The sequence below is a fragment of the Blautia sp. An46 genome (assembly GCF_002161645.1).
Lineage (GTDB): Bacteria > Bacillota > Clostridia > Lachnospirales > Lachnospiraceae > Blautia > Blautia ornithocaccae.
The window spans coordinates 109,750-126,334 of sequence record NZ_NFIF01000009.1 but is presented as its reverse complement, the minus strand read 5'-3'; the positions used below and the strand labels follow the sequence as shown (position 1 = coordinate 126,334).

Annotated in this window: 13 protein-coding genes, 2 tRNA genes and 2 CRISPR repeat arrays (1 of these 17 cut by a window edge); of the genes, 5 read left to right on the top strand and 10 right to left on the bottom strand. The window is 43.0% G+C overall.

Features of this window, described 5'->3' with window-relative positions:
• The first annotated feature begins 19 nt into the window (after positions 1 to 19).
• The 4 genes from B5G00_RS09330 to B5G00_RS09315 all read left to right on the top strand — a co-directional run bounded on the left by B5G00_RS09330 (position 20) and on the right by B5G00_RS09315 (position 2,489).
• Complete coding sequence (locus tag B5G00_RS09330) at positions 20 to 1,360, top strand: MurT ligase domain-containing protein (RefSeq protein ID WP_087271902.1); 1,341 nt, start codon at positions 20 to 22, stop codon at positions 1,358 to 1,360.
• On the top strand, positions 1,357 to 2,079 hold the full coding sequence (locus B5G00_RS09325; RefSeq protein WP_087271899.1) for a type 1 glutamine amidotransferase: 723 nt from the start codon (positions 1,357 to 1,359) through the stop codon (positions 2,077 to 2,079). Before B5G00_RS09330 ends, B5G00_RS09325 begins: the two co-directional genes overlap by 4 nt.
• 263 nt (positions 2,080 to 2,342) lie before the next feature.
• A tRNA-Gly gene (locus B5G00_RS09320) sits at positions 2,343 to 2,413 on the top strand.
• 3 nt (positions 2,414 to 2,416) lie between these two features.
• A tRNA-Gly gene (locus B5G00_RS09315) sits at positions 2,417 to 2,489 on the top strand.
• A 112-nt stretch (positions 2,490 to 2,601) separates the two neighbouring features.
• Here B5G00_RS09315 and B5G00_RS18885 read toward each other — a convergent pair.
• Positions 2,602 to 2,769, bottom strand: coding sequence for a hypothetical protein (locus B5G00_RS18885; RefSeq protein WP_158229660.1), 168 nt, complete (start codon positions 2,767 to 2,769; stop codon positions 2,602 to 2,604).
• A 201-nt stretch (positions 2,770 to 2,970) separates the two neighbouring features.
• On the opposite strand from B5G00_RS18885, the gene B5G00_RS09310 reads away from it, so the two are divergent.
• Positions 2,971 to 3,528 carry a flavin reductase family protein gene (locus tag B5G00_RS09310; protein WP_087271896.1) on the top strand — a complete coding sequence of 186 codons (558 nt, stop codon included), beginning with the start codon at positions 2,971 to 2,973 and terminating at the stop codon, positions 3,526 to 3,528.
• A 757-nt stretch (positions 3,529 to 4,285) separates the two neighbouring features.
• A CRISPR array of direct repeats spans positions 4,286 to 6,245; the repeat unit is 32 nt; unit sequence GTTTCAATCCACGCTCCCACGAGGGGAGCGAC.
• A gap of 180 nt (positions 6,246 to 6,425) precedes the next feature.
• On the opposite strand, the gene cas2 is transcribed toward B5G00_RS09310, so the two are convergent.
• The 9 genes from cas2 to B5G00_RS09265 form a co-directional block, all read right to left on the bottom strand.
• Positions 6,426 to 6,716, bottom strand: a complete 291-nt coding sequence (gene cas2, locus B5G00_RS09305; RefSeq protein ID WP_087271893.1) for a CRISPR-associated endonuclease Cas2 — start codon at positions 6,714 to 6,716, stop codon at positions 6,426 to 6,428.
• A 9-nt stretch (positions 6,717 to 6,725) separates the two neighbouring features.
• Entirely contained in the window at positions 6,726 to 7,757 is a 1,032-nt protein-coding gene (gene cas1c / locus B5G00_RS09300; RefSeq protein ID WP_087271890.1) for a type I-C CRISPR-associated endonuclease Cas1c, read from the bottom strand.
• Complete coding sequence (cas4, locus tag B5G00_RS09295) at positions 7,754 to 8,419, bottom strand: CRISPR-associated protein Cas4 (RefSeq protein ID WP_087271887.1); 666 nt, start codon at positions 8,417 to 8,419, stop codon at positions 7,754 to 7,756. Before cas4 ends, cas1c begins: the two co-directional genes overlap by 4 nt.
• Positions 8,419 to 9,330, bottom strand: coding sequence for a type I-C CRISPR-associated protein Cas7/Csd2 (gene cas7c / locus B5G00_RS09290; RefSeq protein ID WP_087271884.1), 912 nt, complete (start codon positions 9,328 to 9,330; stop codon positions 8,419 to 8,421). The genes cas4 and cas7c overlap by 1 nt, the downstream gene beginning before the upstream one ends.
• Entirely contained in the window at positions 9,331 to 11,064 is a 1,734-nt protein-coding gene (gene cas8c / locus B5G00_RS09285) for a type I-C CRISPR-associated protein Cas8c/Csd1 (RefSeq protein ID WP_087271881.1), read from the bottom strand.
• Complete coding sequence (gene cas5c / locus B5G00_RS09280) at positions 11,061 to 11,723, bottom strand: type I-C CRISPR-associated protein Cas5c (protein WP_087271878.1); 663 nt, start codon at positions 11,721 to 11,723, stop codon at positions 11,061 to 11,063. Before cas5c ends, cas8c begins: the two co-directional genes overlap by 4 nt.
• A gap of 26 nt (positions 11,724 to 11,749) precedes the next feature.
• Entirely contained in the window at positions 11,750 to 12,190 is a 441-nt protein-coding gene (locus tag B5G00_RS09275; protein WP_087271875.1) for a hypothetical protein, read from the bottom strand.
• On the bottom strand, positions 12,174 to 12,641 hold the full coding sequence (locus B5G00_RS09270; RefSeq protein WP_087271872.1) for a DUF3990 domain-containing protein: 468 nt from the start codon (positions 12,639 to 12,641) through the stop codon (positions 12,174 to 12,176). The genes B5G00_RS09275 and B5G00_RS09270 overlap by 17 nt, the downstream gene beginning before the upstream one ends.
• A gap of 360 nt (positions 12,642 to 13,001) precedes the next feature.
• Positions 13,002 to 15,140 carry a CRISPR-associated helicase/endonuclease Cas3 gene (locus B5G00_RS09265; protein WP_087271869.1) on the bottom strand — a complete coding sequence of 713 codons (2,139 nt, stop codon included), beginning with the start codon at positions 15,138 to 15,140 and terminating at the stop codon, positions 13,002 to 13,004.
• 274 nt (positions 15,141 to 15,414) lie between these two features.
• Positions 15,415 to 16,585: a CRISPR direct-repeat array (repeat unit 32 nt; unit sequence GTTTCAATCCACGTTCCCGCGCAGGGAACGAC) (it continues 1,045 nt past the right edge of the window).

Sequence of the window (16,585 nt, the reverse complement as noted above, 5' to 3'; positions counted from 1 at the left end):
GATAAAGGATGAAACGATTATGAATATCAGAAGACTTTTAGCCGTGTGGAGTGCCCGGCTGATAAAAACTGCCTGTCAGCTGACAGGAAAACAGGGCGTAACCCTGGCAGGAAAAATTGCCCTGTCTATTTATCCTCCCATTTTGAAAGAACTGGCAGGTGAAGTAAAAAAAGACATTTTTGTAGTCTGCGGCACCAACGGCAAAACCACCACGAACAATCTGCTAGCCTCTGTGCTGGAAGGCAATGGTTATAAAGTAGTCTGTAACCGTACCGGTTCCAACATGCTCAACGGCGTAGCCTCTGCCTTTGTCCTGTCAGCCGGACTGTCTGGACACCTGAAAGCAGATTATGCATGTATCGAAATAGACGAGGCTTCTACTGTCCGGGTATTTCCTCATTTCCGTCCCGATTACATGGTGCTGACAAACCTCTTCCGGGATCAGCTGGACCGATACGGAGAAATCGATATTACTATGGACCTTCTTTCCCGGGCTATGAAAATGGCTCCTGAAATGAAAGTGCTGGTAAACGGCGATGATTCTCTTTCAACTTACCTGGCCCTTGAAAATGAAAATCCCCATTATACTTTTGGTATTGGAGAACAGGTATTCCGGGAAGAAGATACCAGGGAAATCCGGGAAGGACGGTTCTGCAAACGGTGCGGCGAAAAAATGGAGTATCATTTTTACCACTACAGCCAGCTGGGAGATTACTACTGTCCCCGGTGCGGCTTTAAACGCCCCAAACTGGACTTTAACGGCAGCAATGTTTCCCTTGCTGAGGGAATCGCCTTTGATGTAGAAGATTTCCATGTAAAAGCCAATTACAGAGGCTTTTACAATGTTTATAATATTTTAGCCGTCTACGGAGCAGCTTCCCTGGCAAAGGTACCTCTGGAAAACTTTAACAAAATCCTGGGAGACTACACTCCTCAGTTTGGCCGGAATGAACTGTTCCAGATTGCGGATACCAAGGTTATGCTGAACCTGGCCAAAAACCCTGCCGGATTCAATCAGAACATTTCTGCAGTAATGACAGATACTTCCCCAAAGGATGTTATCATTCTCATTAATGACAACAGTCAGGACGGTACTGACGTATCCTGGCTGTGGGACGTAGACTTTGACCGTCTGGCTGATACAAATGCCGCATCTATCACAGTCTGCGGCATCCGCTGTCAGGATATGCGTCTGCGGCTGAAGTATGTGGATATCCCCTGTGACCTGGAACCGGATATTGAGAAAGCTATTACCTCAAAAATCAATAATGGAGTCAAAAATCTCTATGTGCTGGTAAACTACACCGGCCTTTACACCACCCACAATATCCTGAAAAGAATGGAGGGCAGAAAATCATGAAATTGACAATCGGACATTTATATCCGGATCTGCTGAACCTCTACGGTGACCGGGGCAACATCCAGTGCATGATGAAGCGGAGCCAGTGGAGGGGGATTGAGGCAGAGACCATTGAGTTCACTCTGGAAGACACCATTGATTTTTCAAATCTGGATATCGTCCTCCTGGGAGGCGGTTCCGACAGGGAGCAGATGATCGTCTGCTCTCAGTTAAGAAGCATCCAAAAAGATTTTAAAGAATATGTAGAAGACGGGGGCACAGTTCTTGCAGTCTGCGGAGGATATCAGCTTCTTGGCCACTATTACAAAACAGAAGAAGGTACTATAGATGGACTTTCCCTGGTAGATTTATATACAGAGCAGGGCAGTCCCAGACTGATTGACAACATTGTTCTGGAAAATAAAGACTTTTCCCTCCCCATCGTAGGTTTTGAAAACCACGGAGGAAGGACCTATATTGGAGAAAACCGGCCTTTTGGAAAGGTTCTCTATGGACACGGAAATAACGGTGAAGACAAAACTGAAGGAGTTCTGTACAAAAATGTAGTGGGAACTTATCTCCACGGTCCTCTCCTTCCCAAGAATCCCCATATCTGCGACTATCTACTTTCCAACGCATTGAAGCGGAAGTACGGCGACGGCAGCCTGGCGCCGCTGGACGATTCTCAGGAAAAAGAAGCCAACCAGTATATCTACCATCGTTTTGTAAAACAGGATTAGTCCTCTAAAGCAGTTTCGGAAACAGGATTCTTCTGTTTCTCGAAACTGTTTTTTGTTCCCTTGTATCTATCCGGAATTCACCAGAGATCTCCAAAATCCTCTGAAGAAATGTATGAAAATACTTCAAATTTCATTTTTACAATTTTTTTCAAAAAACTGTTGACAATTCAAATATCATGTAGTATTATATCTCTTGTCTTCGACAGGAGGCAAAACACAATAGCTCTTACGCTTAACAAATCAGCTATTGTCATAAATAACCTGCGGGTGTAGTTCAGTGGTAGAACACCAGCCTTCCAAGCTGGATATGTGGGTTCGATTCCCATCACCCGCTTATGCGCGAGTGGCTCAGTTGGTGGAGCGCGACCTTGCCAAGGTCGAGGCCGCGGGTTCGAGTCCCGTCTCGCGCTTTTTTTATTTTCATCAGTACATAGATTGTGCTGATGATTTTTTTATTTTCCACTTCAAAAAAATCCAGGCCGCAGTTTCTCGATTTTATGCGAAATACTGCGGCCTGGGTTTTTAATAGTTGCTTCGTGTATATCTGCGATCTCTGGGATAAGACACCGGTACACGTACCGGTACTTTCTTTGGCTCCTTGATCAATCCCGGAAACAGATCATTAAGAATTGTTTTCACCTTTTCTCCGGTGCTGGTATTTATAAACATATAGAATAACATTTTCATCATAGTCCTGACCTCCTGAAATCACTGTTTTCAAGCTACTGGTTGCATTGTATCAGACTTCTGACAGTTTGTCAGTGACTTTATCACTTATTTTATACTTGTTTATAAATTCTTTAGCAATGTAAAGTCTCTGATGCTTCCTTAAGTTCTTTTTTCGTTATATAATAAAAAATATATACGAACTATGAAAGGAGACTTATCAATATGAGAAAAAATTTCGGAAAGCAGTCCTGGATGTATCCCCTTCCGGTACTGATTATCGGCACCTATAACGAAGATGGAACGGCTAACGCCATGAACGCTGCCTGGGGAGGAATTTATGATACCAATCAGGTATGTATCTGCCTCAGCGCAGGTCACAAGACCACGGCCAACATCAAAAGCCGCCAGGCCTTCACTGTAAGCTTCGCAGACGCCGCCCATGTAAAAGAAGCAGACTATGTGGGCATTGTTTCCGGAAACAAAGAGCCTTCTAAACTGGAGAAGGCAGGTCTTCATCCGATAAAAGGCGAATTTGTAGACGCGCCTCTCATCGAGGAATTCCCCATGGCACTGGAATGCAAGCTCATAAAAATCACAGAAGACGGAGATATCATCGGCGAAATCATCAATGTCAGCGCTGACGAAAAAATTCTGGATGAAAACGGAAAAATCTCCCCCGCACTTCTCCAGCCAATCACCTTTGACCCGGTGAACAATGCTTATCTGACATTGGGAGAAAAAGTAGGAAATGCATTCAGTGATGGGGCAGAGCTGAAATAGACGTGGAAGCGCGTGCCTATTTTGCGGGAAAATGCAAAGAGTTCAGACCTATATACTATTTCTGTATATAGGAGCTGAACTCTTTTTTAATGCTGGCCTAGTGTTCCAATCTAAACAATGACTAAGGAGAAAATCATTTAATTCATGAGAACCACTTCCTCCAAAGTCAGGTTTCAACTCGCACTTGCCAAGCAGCAAATTCCAGCAAAACTTATCTCCACTATGTCAGAAATTTCTCCCTACATCCATTTTAATCACTAATCTGCCAAATATAGATTACTATTTTTATCTATCAGACTTCTGAGCTGTTTGTCGTACAAATTGTTAACTGTCCAGATATTGTCAACAAACGAAACCATTGCATTTATACGATTCTATATTAGGCTATTTAATGCGAAATAGCAGGTTGATTTCTATGTAATGCAATTTCTGTTTGAACAGATAATTTTGCATAATTCTCCATCAAATTATAGCATTCCGTATAAAGAATACGGTACGGATGAAAGTTCGCTATAATGCTCTATTCAACCTCACTAAAGTTCCCCATCATCTTTGCTTCCAGAAAGTCAGAGTAAATGTACAGATACAGTGTGCCTTGTAATCCTCGAATTACGCTTGCAGCTTTTTTTGCGCACTTCTTCCTTCAAGATTATCGTGAGGGAGCTACCCCATTTGCCCCAGCCGGAAGGTTTCAATCCACCTGTCCGCGAAGGGGGACGACTATCCCGGAGTCCAAATTGGAGGACTCTGATGACTGGTTTCAGTCCACGCTCCCACGAGGGGAGCGACTGGAATGGTACGCAGAAAACTTTCCGGAACAGTGGTTTCAATCCACGCTCCCACGAGGGGAGCGACTTATGTTTGCCTGGCCGCTTCCCGCATCGTTGTGGTTTCAATCCACGCTCCCACGAGGGGAGCGACTTGCTTTCTTCTTTATGGCTGTTCTGCTCTCTATAGTTTCAATCCACGCTCCCACGAGGGGAGCGACCCAGCCGCCCGCAAGTAATGAGTAGTTGATAAAAGTTTCAATCCACGCTCCCACGAGGGGAGCGACCAAGTCATTTCCCGTTATAGCTATACCTTTGTTAGTTTCAATCCACGCTCCCACGAGGGGAGCGACATATTCCCTGATGTTAAGACTTTTGACATTTGTGTTTCAATCCACGCTCCCACGAGGGGAGCGACTCTATGCGCCCCTATACACGTAAGTTCCGTACATTGGTTTCAATCCACGCTCCCACGAGGGGAGCGACTCCCGGAAGATATCCTCATCCCCCATACTCTGACAGTTTCAATCCACGCTCCCACGAGGGGAGCGACCTCACCAGAACCGCCCTCTGTCTTTATGTTCCACGTGTTTCAATCCACGCTCCCACGAGGGGAGCGACGGATTCGTTACGCCGCTCTTAATTCTAAGATTGTGTTTCAATCCACGCTCCCACGAGGGGAGCGACAAAATTTTACGCTTATCTGTAGCAAAAGTACTAGAGTTTCAATCCACGCTCCCACGAGGGGAGCGACTGTTAAATATGATTGCTAGGGAAGTAGTACAGCGGTTTCAATCCACGCTCCCACGAGGGGAGCGACACAGACCACTCCTGCAACCATGTAGCCTGTCCGTAGTTTCAATCCACGCTCCCACGAGGGGAGCGACTGGATACCAACATCAACGTGGCCGCAAAGTCAGGAGGTTTCAATCCACGCTCCCACGAGGGGAGCGACTCACAGAAAAGGCCATTGTATTTACGTTGGAATAGTTTCAATCCACGCTCCCACGAGGGGAGCGACTCCATCTGGCAATGCAACGATATTATTAACTCGAGTTTCAATCCACGCTCCCACGAGGGGAGCGACAGAGCTGCAAGCAGTGTTACCTCTGCATGCTCATGGTTTCAATCCACGCTCCCACGAGGGGAGCGACTAACGGCCCTGGCTATCAAAAACCAAGTATCCGGAGTTTCAATCCACGCTCCCACGAGGGGAGCGACGGCCATAACTCTGGAGAAATTTCCACGCGCGCATGTTTCAATCCACGCTCCCACGAGGGGAGCGACGGTATACACTGGCCGTAGACCGTAGGTTTAAGAGAGTTTCAATCCACGCTCCCACGAGGGGAGCGACAATGCACAGATCACAAACGTATCGCTGAACATGGAGTTTCAATCCACGCTCCCACGAGGGGAGCGACTCGAAACTTACTGTCCTACCATTTGATCGGATCGTTTCAATCCACGCTCCCACGAGGGGAGCGACAAAGTAGTCAGCGTATTGGAAATAGGAGCGAAAGTTTCAATCCACGCTCCCACGAGGGGAGCGACTAGGTGGGTGATCCCGGCACTTTATCTTCAAACAGTTTCAATCCACGCTCCCACGAGGGGAGCGACGAAGGAATAAAAAATGCTGTAAATACTTTCAGTGTTTCAATCCACGCTCCCACGAGGGGAGCGACCACCGGCACTGGAGCGGTCTTCCGGCATGAGTTTGTTTCAATCCACGCTCCCACGAGGGGAGCGACCTTAAAAACTGGATAGATACATTAAACGTATCATCAGTTTCAATCCACGCTCCCACGAGGGGAGCGACATGGACTATATTGTTAGCTGTATCTACTTTCCTTATGTTTCAATCCACGCTCCCACGAGGGGAGCGACGCCGCCTGCCAGAATAGCGTAATTGATAAAACTCGTTTCAATCCACGCTCCCACGAGGGGAGCGACAGCAATTTCGCCCAAAAATCCTCTGTATTTTCAGTTGAAATTAACATTTTTTTCTTTCCTATAAATTAATTTTTTTCCTTTCTCTTTTCTGCATTCAAAAATCACTTTATTTTGTGTGCATTTTTTGGTGCGAATCCCCCGACATATTTATGTCTGCTTCTTATTCGCACTCTCATTTTATCATAGAATCAATGTATCATCTACAGGAATTCCTCGGTCAACACCCATATGTTCTACCTTTGTCTGATACTTATTCCCTAAATAATAGAATCTCAAACTATCCACACTCTCATCAATAATGTCTGCCAGCATTGCTTTCAGAGCAACACACTGAGCATTATCCAAAACACATTCGAATACAGAGTTCTGTACTCTTCTCCCATAATTAGTACATTGTTTTGCCACTTTGCGCAGTCTCTTCTTTCCTGCAGAGGTCTCTGTATTCACGTCATATGTAATCAATACAAGCATTCTTCCACCTCACTTCCACAGAAACACCGGATAGCCATCCAGGTCGCCTCTTAAATATCTGGCAAGGAGCATAGCCTGTATATATGGGACCATTCCCCACTCTACTTTTTCTTTCAGATAAGGATGGGTAATAATTTCTTTTTTCTTATTCTGCCATTCTGTTAATACTTTTTTCCGCAATTCATCGTCCATCAGTACAGCGCCATTTTCTTTTACAGAAAAGTTCTTGCCCGTGACAATCTTTTTATTGATCAGTGTCAAAACAAACCTATCAGCGAGAATTGGCCGCAGCTCTTCTATCATATCTAAAGACAGAGACGCCCTGCCCGGGCGAAGCGTATGGAGATATCCTGCATAAGGATCCAGCCCCACACTTTCCAACGCTGATGTAATATTATTTGTAAGCAGCGTATATACAAAAGACAGCAATGCATTCACGTTGTCAAGGGGCGGACGTTTATTCCGCCCTCTGAACACAAAGTCCCTCTTCTGCTGAAGGATAAGCTCATCAAACACTCCAAAATAGATACTCGCAGCCTCTCCCTCATATCCTCTGAGTTGTTCTTTAGACTCAGCATTCTGGATTCGCATCAAACTCTCTTTTAAAAAGACAGAAGCATTTTTCACCCGGTCTACATCAATCTGAAACCCATGGTCCCGCACCGCTCTTTCTAAAACCCATCTGGCATTATATACCTTCCCAAGAATACAATTTTTTGCAATCTCCAGGCTAACTTCATCATCATTTTTGCTGGCATACTGCCGTTCTCTTAAAATCACATTTCCCTTCACTCTTCCTGAAATCCGAGCTAAAAATTTCCCCTGAGGGGTAAGGTAACACAAAGAAATATTTCTTTCCGCACATGCCCCCATTAAAGCAGGACTCGTCCCTCGATATCCAAAGGAAACAATCCCTTCCAGATTATGCAGGGGTATCCTTCCTAATTCTTTCTGCTCTTCCAGTACAACCACATTTTCTCCATCTAAAGACAGATAGCTGTTTTCAGAAGTAACATACAATGTATTTAACAGTTTTCTCATTCTTCTTCCTCCTTCAGCATCTGATCAATATATTTTTTTACGGAAACTGCCTTGCCAAGTTTTGGGAGGCAGATATCCTTCAGAGAACAGGCGTTGCAGGATTTACTATATTTTACCCGTGGCGTATACTTTCTCGAATAATACTCATGCATCTCACAGAACATATTCTTCACTTCCTCACGGAGCTCCTCTGTAATTTCTACGCTCTCCCGCCTTCTGGTCTCGCCGTAAAAAATTGCGCCTTCCGGTACCTCTGTGGAAAACATTTCCTCTAAACACATAGATTGTGCTGCCAACTGAAGCTTATCTTCCTCTGACAGTTTAGGTTTTCCTTTCTTATATTCTACCGGATAAATCGAATAGAGGCCCCGATGTCCATGCAGTTTAATCCCGTCCTCGCATTTATGAAATTCAACCAGATCACATTCCCCGCTGATCCCTAACTCCCTAGAGGAAACCGGAAGAGCCCTGGCAATGATAACGTCCTTCCTTTTTTCCCTCAAAGAAGGATCGTGCACTTTTTTATGCATCAGTTCTCCTGTGACGGTGTGGACATTTTCCGCCCATTGCTGCTCAATATGGATTAAGGCCCACTGTCTCCGGCAAAATTTAAAATGCTGAATTCCTGAAATCATCAGGTAATCATCTTCCGAATATTCCATCATACCATCCTTTTTGCTTCAACAGATTCCGGTATCCTCTCTTCATGTATTTCAACTATATAGTCCTGATACTTTCTCGGATATTCCACATCTTCATTCTTCTTAACTTCCACTGCGTCAAATAATTTGTATGCTGGACAGTCTCCCAGCTCTTTGCTATGTTTAAACACAATAAGCTCACGGACTGCCATTTTTCCCCTTGCAGCAGAATGATCATTTTCAAACATATTGATGATGGCCTCCCACAGCAAGTCCAGATCTTCTTCTGAAAAGCCCGTTACTTTTCGTGCCAGATTTGCTGATACATATCCTTCTGCTCGGTATAGCCCATAGGGAACAATACTCTTTCTCCCCATTTCCGTACTCTTATTCTCCGCATCTTTTTCAGTAGTGATCGCCACTCTTGTAATCGTTACTTCCTGGCTGATAACTGGGTCAATACTCCTTGCAAATCCAATCTGCACCGGTCCTCTGACCTGTCCGCAGTTTAAAGATGCCTTCACAAATGTAGTCATAACTGCACCGAATGTGCGGATATCATAGAAGTTCCTGCACATATAATCCCTTAATTTCACATCTGCATCAGGATCACTTTTCTTTAGTTTTTTCAGTGCCTCTGTTACCTTTTTATCTTCCGTCTCCTGTATTCCGAGGCTTTTGCATGCCTCTCTGTCGCTTCTGTTCAGAGGAACATCTTCTTTTATATAAATTTGAAATCCTTCTGAATCTTCCTTCACTGTTTCCACATAATTCCTAATCTTACGTTTCAGACATACGTCTGTTACAAGGCCAAGTCCGCTTTCCGGGTCAATTCTCGGCATGTTGCCAGCATCAGGATCTCCATTGGGATTTCCGTTTTCCACGTCAAACAGCACAACAAATTCATATCTGTTTTTAATCACTTCACTCATCTATTTTTCCTCCTTTTTTTCGTACTTTCTCTGTACCTGGTGATAATATCCGAGAATGAATTTCCCCTGTTCCTCCAGTGACAGACGTTTTGGATATTCATTTAATTTCCCCATAAGTTCCGTCAACAGCTTCTCATAATATACCTTTGCTCCGCCTTTCTCACGTTCCAATTTTTTCATATGGCTATTTTTCAACTTTATCAACACCGGAAAAATTGACGCAGGTGTGGCACAGGCCGAATTAAAATAACGGTCCCGGATTGTTGCCTTGATCCCCGGATTTGCATCCATCTGAATTGACTCTAATACAGAAAACAGCCTTCCAAGCACATATGATGTTTCCCTACTCTCCTCATTCAGTCCCATATATTCTCCTCCCTCTTTCCAATTCATATTTCGTATCAAATATGCCTTGATGATTCCTGCTTTTCCCCAAGTGACTTTTCCCTGTTCTGCCCGTATCCTGATTAAAATATCTGTATAAAGACTTGCTGGATATCTGGCCCCCGACAGAATTGCCTGGAGAACAAATGCTGCCATATTGGGAACAGGAGATTTGTCTTTCGAGTTCTGATTCACTGTCTCAAAAAGCATATCTCTGATTCCCATATATTCTTTGTCTTCCCAGGAAGGTCTTACAACCGACATTCTTTCGTAGTGTTCAGAAAGATTCTTAAGTATGTTTCCGAAAGAATTCTGATAGAAAAATCGCACAGAAAGTCTCGCCGCATTGGGAGCGAGAGCCAGAATATAAAATTGCTGTTCCGGATTTAATGTGACATTGCCAATTTGAACTGCCCTGTTCATTTTCAAATTCTCAAAGATTCCTCTTATTTCTTCTTGATTGTCAGGTTTCGGGTCAACTGAGTCAAAAAATGCTGCCTGATACGCTTCCTCTGCACTCTCTGCCCAGAATATGATCATGGAATCTCCAAGCTGAAATGTATATTTTCTCTGATCTAACAGATAATTCAATGCTGTAGTATAGGCAAACTCGGCATGTTTTCCTACCGGAGCATTGTAGCTCTGCTCCTTCCCGTAAGATTCAAAAGCAGGCGCATTAAATGAGACCAGAGCTGCACCACTAGATTGTGCTCCCGGAACCCCCCTGATCGTTTTATGTATTCTGGAAATCGGTGCCTCTTTTCCTGTTACAAGGCAGATACCTGCCTGCTCATCTTCTGATGACTCATTTCTTGCCTCCTCCCATGTTTCCTGTATACATGGATCATCCTGAGCATATTTTACCCCCCTACAGAAGACCAGATTGCCACCGTCTGTGATTTCTTCCCACTTTTCCCTGATTTCATCACATTCCTCCGCTTTCTCCGGATTCCATGTTTCAAAAAAATTTTTGACTGCCTGTGCCATGTCCCCTTCTGTTTCACGAAGCATCCACAAATGTCTTTTCTTGGCCGCCTCAAAACATTCAAGAGCTCTCTGATTTGTACCATTCTCATCAATACCCAACATATATTTTGAATTATCACACAAAAAATTAGCTGAGACTCCCGATGACCGGGTTACCATCTCCGGTACCTTTATCTGTCGTGGAACCCACACTCTCTTCTTTCCTCGTTCTTCCTCCTGCTTTAGAGAAAAGATTCCTAAGATTTTTCCGTCTTTTGAAAGGTTGATTGCATAGGAGACTTTCGCTTTACTCCAGCCTTCCTGGTCTACCTTTCCCCGTTCTGCAAGATTTTCATAATGATTTACTAACGCCTGCAAGATCATCGTATCACCTCACAGTCTCTCAAATCCAATACACCCCGCTTCATAACTGCACGAAAAAACATTGGCCGGATATTATTTCTATCCGAATAGTCCATGTCAAAAAGCATAAATCCCAGGTCTTTTTCTTCTACATCATCATACGCTGTCCGAATTTCTCCCTCTTCCCATAAACAAAAATTAGCTGGAAACTCCCTGCAGCCAAAATAGGGCATATGGAAGCATTCTCCCCTTTTTAATCTCCGCATGATAATGTCCTTAAATTTACCTGGATTGTCTGTTTCATTTGCCCGTTCTGTCATCTCAAAGTGTGCTTCAATCACATATTCCACATCCCGCAGCAAGAGAGAGGCCCGCTGAACAATTTCTGATTTTGTACTTATGTATAACGGCTTCTTTGCTCCGTTATAGACCTGGAGCACATTTCCGGCAGATATTTTACTTTTCACTTCATTCCGACGCACGCTGGTAAACTGAACAGGATTGACCACATGAATCTTGTCAATCACCCATCGCATCCCCGGATGCCAGTAAACGGCCTCCAGAATCCCTCTTGCTGCCGATGGAGTCATCACATCATAGGAACACCTTTCGACTTTCATTTCCGGGCGGGAAAAAAGTGCATAATTTCCCCACACTCTTACCTTTACACCCATTCCCATCTCCAGTTCGCCTCCCTTCTTTTCATCTATAAAATTTCTCCCGCTTTATAACATTCCGCTATATAATCTCTCGGCTGATAGTAGAAATCAGTATTATAATCCGAAATTTTTCCGTCAATCCAGGAATGGTATACTTCCCATATACCATCTACAATGTTCTCATCATCATAGGAATCTTCAATCAGCCGTTCATATACCTCCCCGATATCCCAATATCCCGGAACAGTATATCGACAGTCTTTCACATTATCAAAATTTCCTTCCGTCATTTGAGATTCTTCAATAAATTCATCTGCAATCTTTTCAATCGGCTCACAATGGAAGACATCTGCATATTCATAAATTCTTTTGATCCTGTCTTTTCCCAAAAAATCTGCAACTTCACATCGTGTCCTCTTTATGCTGCGACCAATATATTCGATCAGACTACAGGTAAAGAAAAGTCCATTGTTATTTCTTGTTCCCATATACAACCTCGCTTCCAATATATTTCAATGTATCAAGGGCAGAAATCGTGTGAAAACTAATCTGATGCGTCGGATACTTAAACTTCGCCAATTCCCAGAAGGCAGCCCTTGAAATTTTCCCATCCATATAGTTCTGGACATAATTATAAATCGTATCATCTGCCATGGGGCCTTCTACTATATCGTATGTGTGAGATTTTCCGCTGCGGCATGCAACAATAAAATCCAGCCACTCTTCTGTCATTTTATCAAACACTTTATACCTGAGGTTATTGTCTGGCACATACTCATATTTATTCAGATACCCATTTTCACCGTAACGGGCCGCCCATCTCTTTGCCTGCTCTTCATATCTGGTGCAGTAAAAACCGAAATAAAAGTCCTTGTTAAATTTCGCTTTTCTTATTTCGGGATATTCTACGATCTGTTTGCTGCCGTGATATAGAAACATATATTACCTCCCTACTCATCCTTACCTCATATTTCCTTGCATTCCCAAAAAATTTTCTAATTATTTTTATACCACATTGTCGTGATTTTTATCGTATTTATCGAATATTTCGTATCAAAATCAGCAATATCTATATATAATGTACTATATCACTTCTTACTTATAAGTGCAATATGTTTATTATTTTGTTACTTAAACTTTTATTGAAATATAATTATCTATCTACAAATCATTTCGCTTTTTTGATATACTAACTTCGTCAGGTTATCCTGAGGATTGAAACAATAATATTTTTAGTAAATCAAAAACAACAGCGGTGTAGAAGAACATTTATTCTTTTACACTGCTGTTGCTTTTTCTTCACATCAATACTGCTATTCCCACCTCAACATTGAGATCCAATCCCATCTCTTCCGTATATTGTCTCTTATTTACAAGTTCAAAGAAGTCTTCCATATCCTCTGAAACCGGTCTGAGCATTCCTGCCCCTTGAAGCTTCTCGATATCGTTCTCGTATAATTGAACACAGTACTGTCCAGCTTTGCGCATTCCCGCCTTTGTATAGCCCTGATATTTCATCTGCCGAAGAAGTTCTTCTGCCTCTTCTTCTATGTTGATAAAGACAGTAGATGTATTTTCTTCGATCAGTTTAAAATTTTGTGCCGCTGTTGTAAAATTATATCGTTTGTTCTTAAATTCCTCAAGGATCTTCTTTTTATCCAGACTTTCACCCCGGAAATGATAAAGCGCTTCAAAATATCTTTCTATCCCGCACAAAGATGAGATATCCACACCCTCTGAGGCCAGCATCTTTGATACATCAATCTGAAGCTGCTGTCCGGGTACATTTTCTTTTTCTTCAAACTGAAAAATATATGCAAAGCTTTCTTTTACATCTCGCTTTCCTTCCCTGTTGCATCTGCCTGCCGCTTGGATCATGGAATCGACTCCTGACAACTGTCTATATACAGAATGAAAATCCAGATCAACTCCGGCTTCTACAAGGCTTGTGGAAATCAGAATGCATTTATCTCCATTTCCCAGCAATGTTCTAACCTTTTCCAAAACTCTCCGTCTGTGTTTTGGATACATTGTAGTAGACAAATGAAAGACTCCCTCTCCTTTCATTGTCTGATAAATCTTCTGGGCTCGTTTCTTCGTGTTTACAATACAGAGTGCCTGATATTCCTGTTCTAGTTTCTCAATAAGTTCTTCTTCCGAAACTGTTCCAATATTTTTGAAGGTTACTCTGTCAAAAAACTGAAACTGTTCCTCTACTCTCGGACAAAGCTCTATAATCGGCATTTTTCTCCTAAAAAGAGGAGTCAACGCCGGTTGTGTTGCTGTACAAAGTACAATACTGGAACGAAAATTAGTGGCCAGTTCTTCCATCACCGCAATGCAGGGTTTCAAATAGTCTGTAGGGATCATTTGAGCTTCATCAAATATGATAACACTGTTGGCTATATTATGCAGTTTTCTGCATTTAGAAGACTTATTTGCAAACAAGGACTCGAAAAACTGCACATTGGTAGTCACCACTACCGGCTTGTCCCAGTTCTCCGCTGCAAGCTGCATAGACTTCAGTTCCTCCGAGCTTTCATAATCAACATTATAATGATTTTCCAGGACATTCTGATCTCCCAGTATCTCTCGGAACACTTCTGCGTTCTGTTCAATAATACTTGTATACGGAATTACATAAATAACACGGTCCATGTGATTCTTTACCGCATGCTGAAGAGCAAATGCCAATGATGCAATGGTTTTTCCCCCGCCAGTAGGCACAGTAAGTTGAAATATTCCCCTTTCCATTTGTCCATATTCGAAACAATTTCTTAATATCTCTGTTCTTCTTCCATTTACAGTATCTATATCCTTGTTCAGCAGCCATCCAGCAACATGATCTTTCAGTTTCTTAAGAAGCGCCTCTGGATTTTCCCCTGCTTCTCTCTGTGTTCCCCCATTCTTCATAAAATTTTCCGTATCCAGAAAGTCTGCATCTACAAGGCACGAATATATCATTCGGATAAACACACTTAGTGAGAAATCTGGATCTGGCGTTTTCCTTGGGTCAAATGGAATGGTTTTTATCTCAGGAATTTGAATTTCATTTTTATAAGCACTGTAATCCTCAATCTGTTTTTTCTTTCTCCCTTCTAATGTAGGCGCATTTCCTGTGTCTGAAGAATTCCCGTAATCCGGCAGTCCTGAATGATGTCCGGCAATGCAGTAACCCATAAAACTATACATCCCGCCTTTTTCAAAACATACCTTTGCTCCTGCAGTAGAATGGTCTACTTTCTTGTTGCTGTTATTCTTGATTTTTTCCTGAAATGGAAGAGAGTATTTTCCTATGTCATGAATCATACCACAGAAATAGCCCCAGTCCGCCTTTCTGAAACTACTAGCAAAATTTCCTGCTTTGTCTGCGGTTCCATATGAGTGTTCCTTTATTGACTGTATACGTTCCCTGTCAATATGTGCAAAAAATTCCATGATTTCTTCCTCTTTTCTATATTACAATTTTATACTCCGATAAAAAATAATGTTCAAGCCTATTTCATTTATTTCTAACCGTATCCTTAAACATTTGTCACTCAATATTCTTTTGACAGAATTCAGAAGATCTTGTACAAAATCATTTTATAATCATACAATTCCATGCTCATTCTTCCGTGAGACTTAGATATTCCAACATTGACTAGCTACAATCTGCATTTTCAACAGGGAAATGGCATATCGGCGGTAGCCAAACAGCAAAGAATATACTATTTTAATCCACGTTCCCGCGTAGGGAACGACGCTTCATACTGCAGTGAGTAATTCGTAACACCAGAGTTTCAATCCACGTTCCCGCGTAGGGAACGACCTTTCTATCAGGCTACAGTCTATATATCCGTCCTGGTTTCAATCCACGTTCCCGCGTAGGGAACGACTCCACTTCGATAACATACGGCTGTGGGATAGTAGGTTTCAATCCACGTTCCCGCGTAGGGAACGACTAAATCAGCAGATCAGGTCCGTAAAGCAAAGAATTGTTTCAATCCACGTTCCCGCGTAGGGAACGACGATAAACCTAATATAAAAACAGGCAAAAAAGAACGTTTCAATCCACGTTCCCGCGCAGGGAACGACGCTTACAATCTTTCCTACATGGAGGCAAAGGCAAGTTTCAATCCACGTTCCCGCGCAGGGAACGACACAAGCGATATTGGCAATTTAAAAAACGATGTAGTTTCAATCCACGTTCCCGCGCAGGGAACGACTAATCATCACTTCTTCCAACATGGAAAACCCAATGTTTCAATCCACGTTCCCGCGCAGGGAACGACGCAGTCACATAATAATATGATCACCAATTATCAGTTTCAATCCACGTTCCCGCGCAGGGAACGACTCTGGTGTGTGAAAAAAGTATGTGAGTCACAAGTAGTTTCAATCCACGTTCCCGCGCAGGGAACGACAAAGGTGTGACTTTGTGGCATACTGATAACATAGGTTTCAATCCACGTTCCCGCGCAGGGAACGACATCGTCCTCAAAATATGGAGTCTTAGAAGCAACTTGTTTCAATCCACGTTCCCGCGCAGGGAACGACTCGTTTTTCATGTCGCTCATAATGTCGTACAAGGAAGTTTCAATCCACGTTCCCGCGCAGGGAACGACATCTATTCACCGAATATAAAAAACCTAGGGACAGTTTCAATCCACGTTCCCGCGCAGGGAACGACATTTCCCAGCTTTTACTATCGCCAGTCTGCTTATAGTTTCAATCCACGTTCCCGCGCAGGGAACGACTAGCACGGCTCATTTTATCTATGACATAGTAACTGGTTTCAATCCACGTTCCCGCGCAGGGAACGACTTGTCCCAGACACCGCAGTAGTCTCTTGTTAGAGTTTCAATCCACGTTCCCGCGCAGGGAACGACTTTTATATATTC

Bases quoted from the DNA above. Each gene is read 5' to 3' on its own strand.
- cas2 (WP_087271893.1), bottom strand. From the start codon at position 6,716: ATGCTTGTATTGATTACATATGACGTGAATACAGAGACCTCTGCAGGA.
- B5G00_RS09310 (WP_087271896.1), top strand. From the start codon at position 2,971: ATGAGAAAAAATTTCGGAAAGCAGTCCTGGATGTATCCCCTTCCGGTA.
- cas5c (WP_087271878.1), bottom strand. From the start codon at position 11,723: ATGGGAATGGGTGTAAAGGTAAGAGTGTGGGGAAATTATGCACTTTTT.
- cas4 (WP_087271887.1), bottom strand. From the start codon at position 8,419: ATGGAATATTCGGAAGATGATTACCTGATGATTTCAGGAATTCAGCAT.
- cas1c (WP_087271890.1), bottom strand. From the start codon at position 7,757: ATGAGAAAACTGTTAAATACATTGTATGTTACTTCTGAAAACAGCTAT.
- B5G00_RS09270 (WP_087271872.1), bottom strand. From the start codon at position 12,641: ATGTTTCTATATCACGGCAGCAAACAGATCGTAGAATATCCCGAAATA.
- B5G00_RS09330 (WP_087271902.1), top strand. From the start codon at position 20: ATGAATATCAGAAGACTTTTAGCCGTGTGGAGTGCCCGGCTGATAAAA.
- cas7c (WP_087271884.1), bottom strand. From the start codon at position 9,330: ATGAGTGAAGTGATTAAAAACAGATATGAATTTGTTGTGCTGTTTGAC.
- B5G00_RS09275 (WP_087271875.1), bottom strand. From the start codon at position 12,190: ATGGGAACAAGAAATAACAATGGACTTTTCTTTACCTGTAGTCTGATC.
- B5G00_RS09265 (WP_087271869.1), bottom strand. From the start codon at position 15,140: ATGGAATTTTTTGCACATATTGACAGGGAACGTATACAGTCAATAAAG.
- B5G00_RS18885 (WP_158229660.1), bottom strand. From the start codon at position 2,769: ATGATGAAAATGTTATTCTATATGTTTATAAATACCAGCACCGGAGAA.
- cas8c (WP_087271881.1), bottom strand. From the start codon at position 11,064: ATGATCTTGCAGGCGTTAGTAAATCATTATGAAAATCTTGCAGAACGG.
- B5G00_RS09325 (WP_087271899.1), top strand. From the start codon at position 1,357: ATGAAATTGACAATCGGACATTTATATCCGGATCTGCTGAACCTCTAC.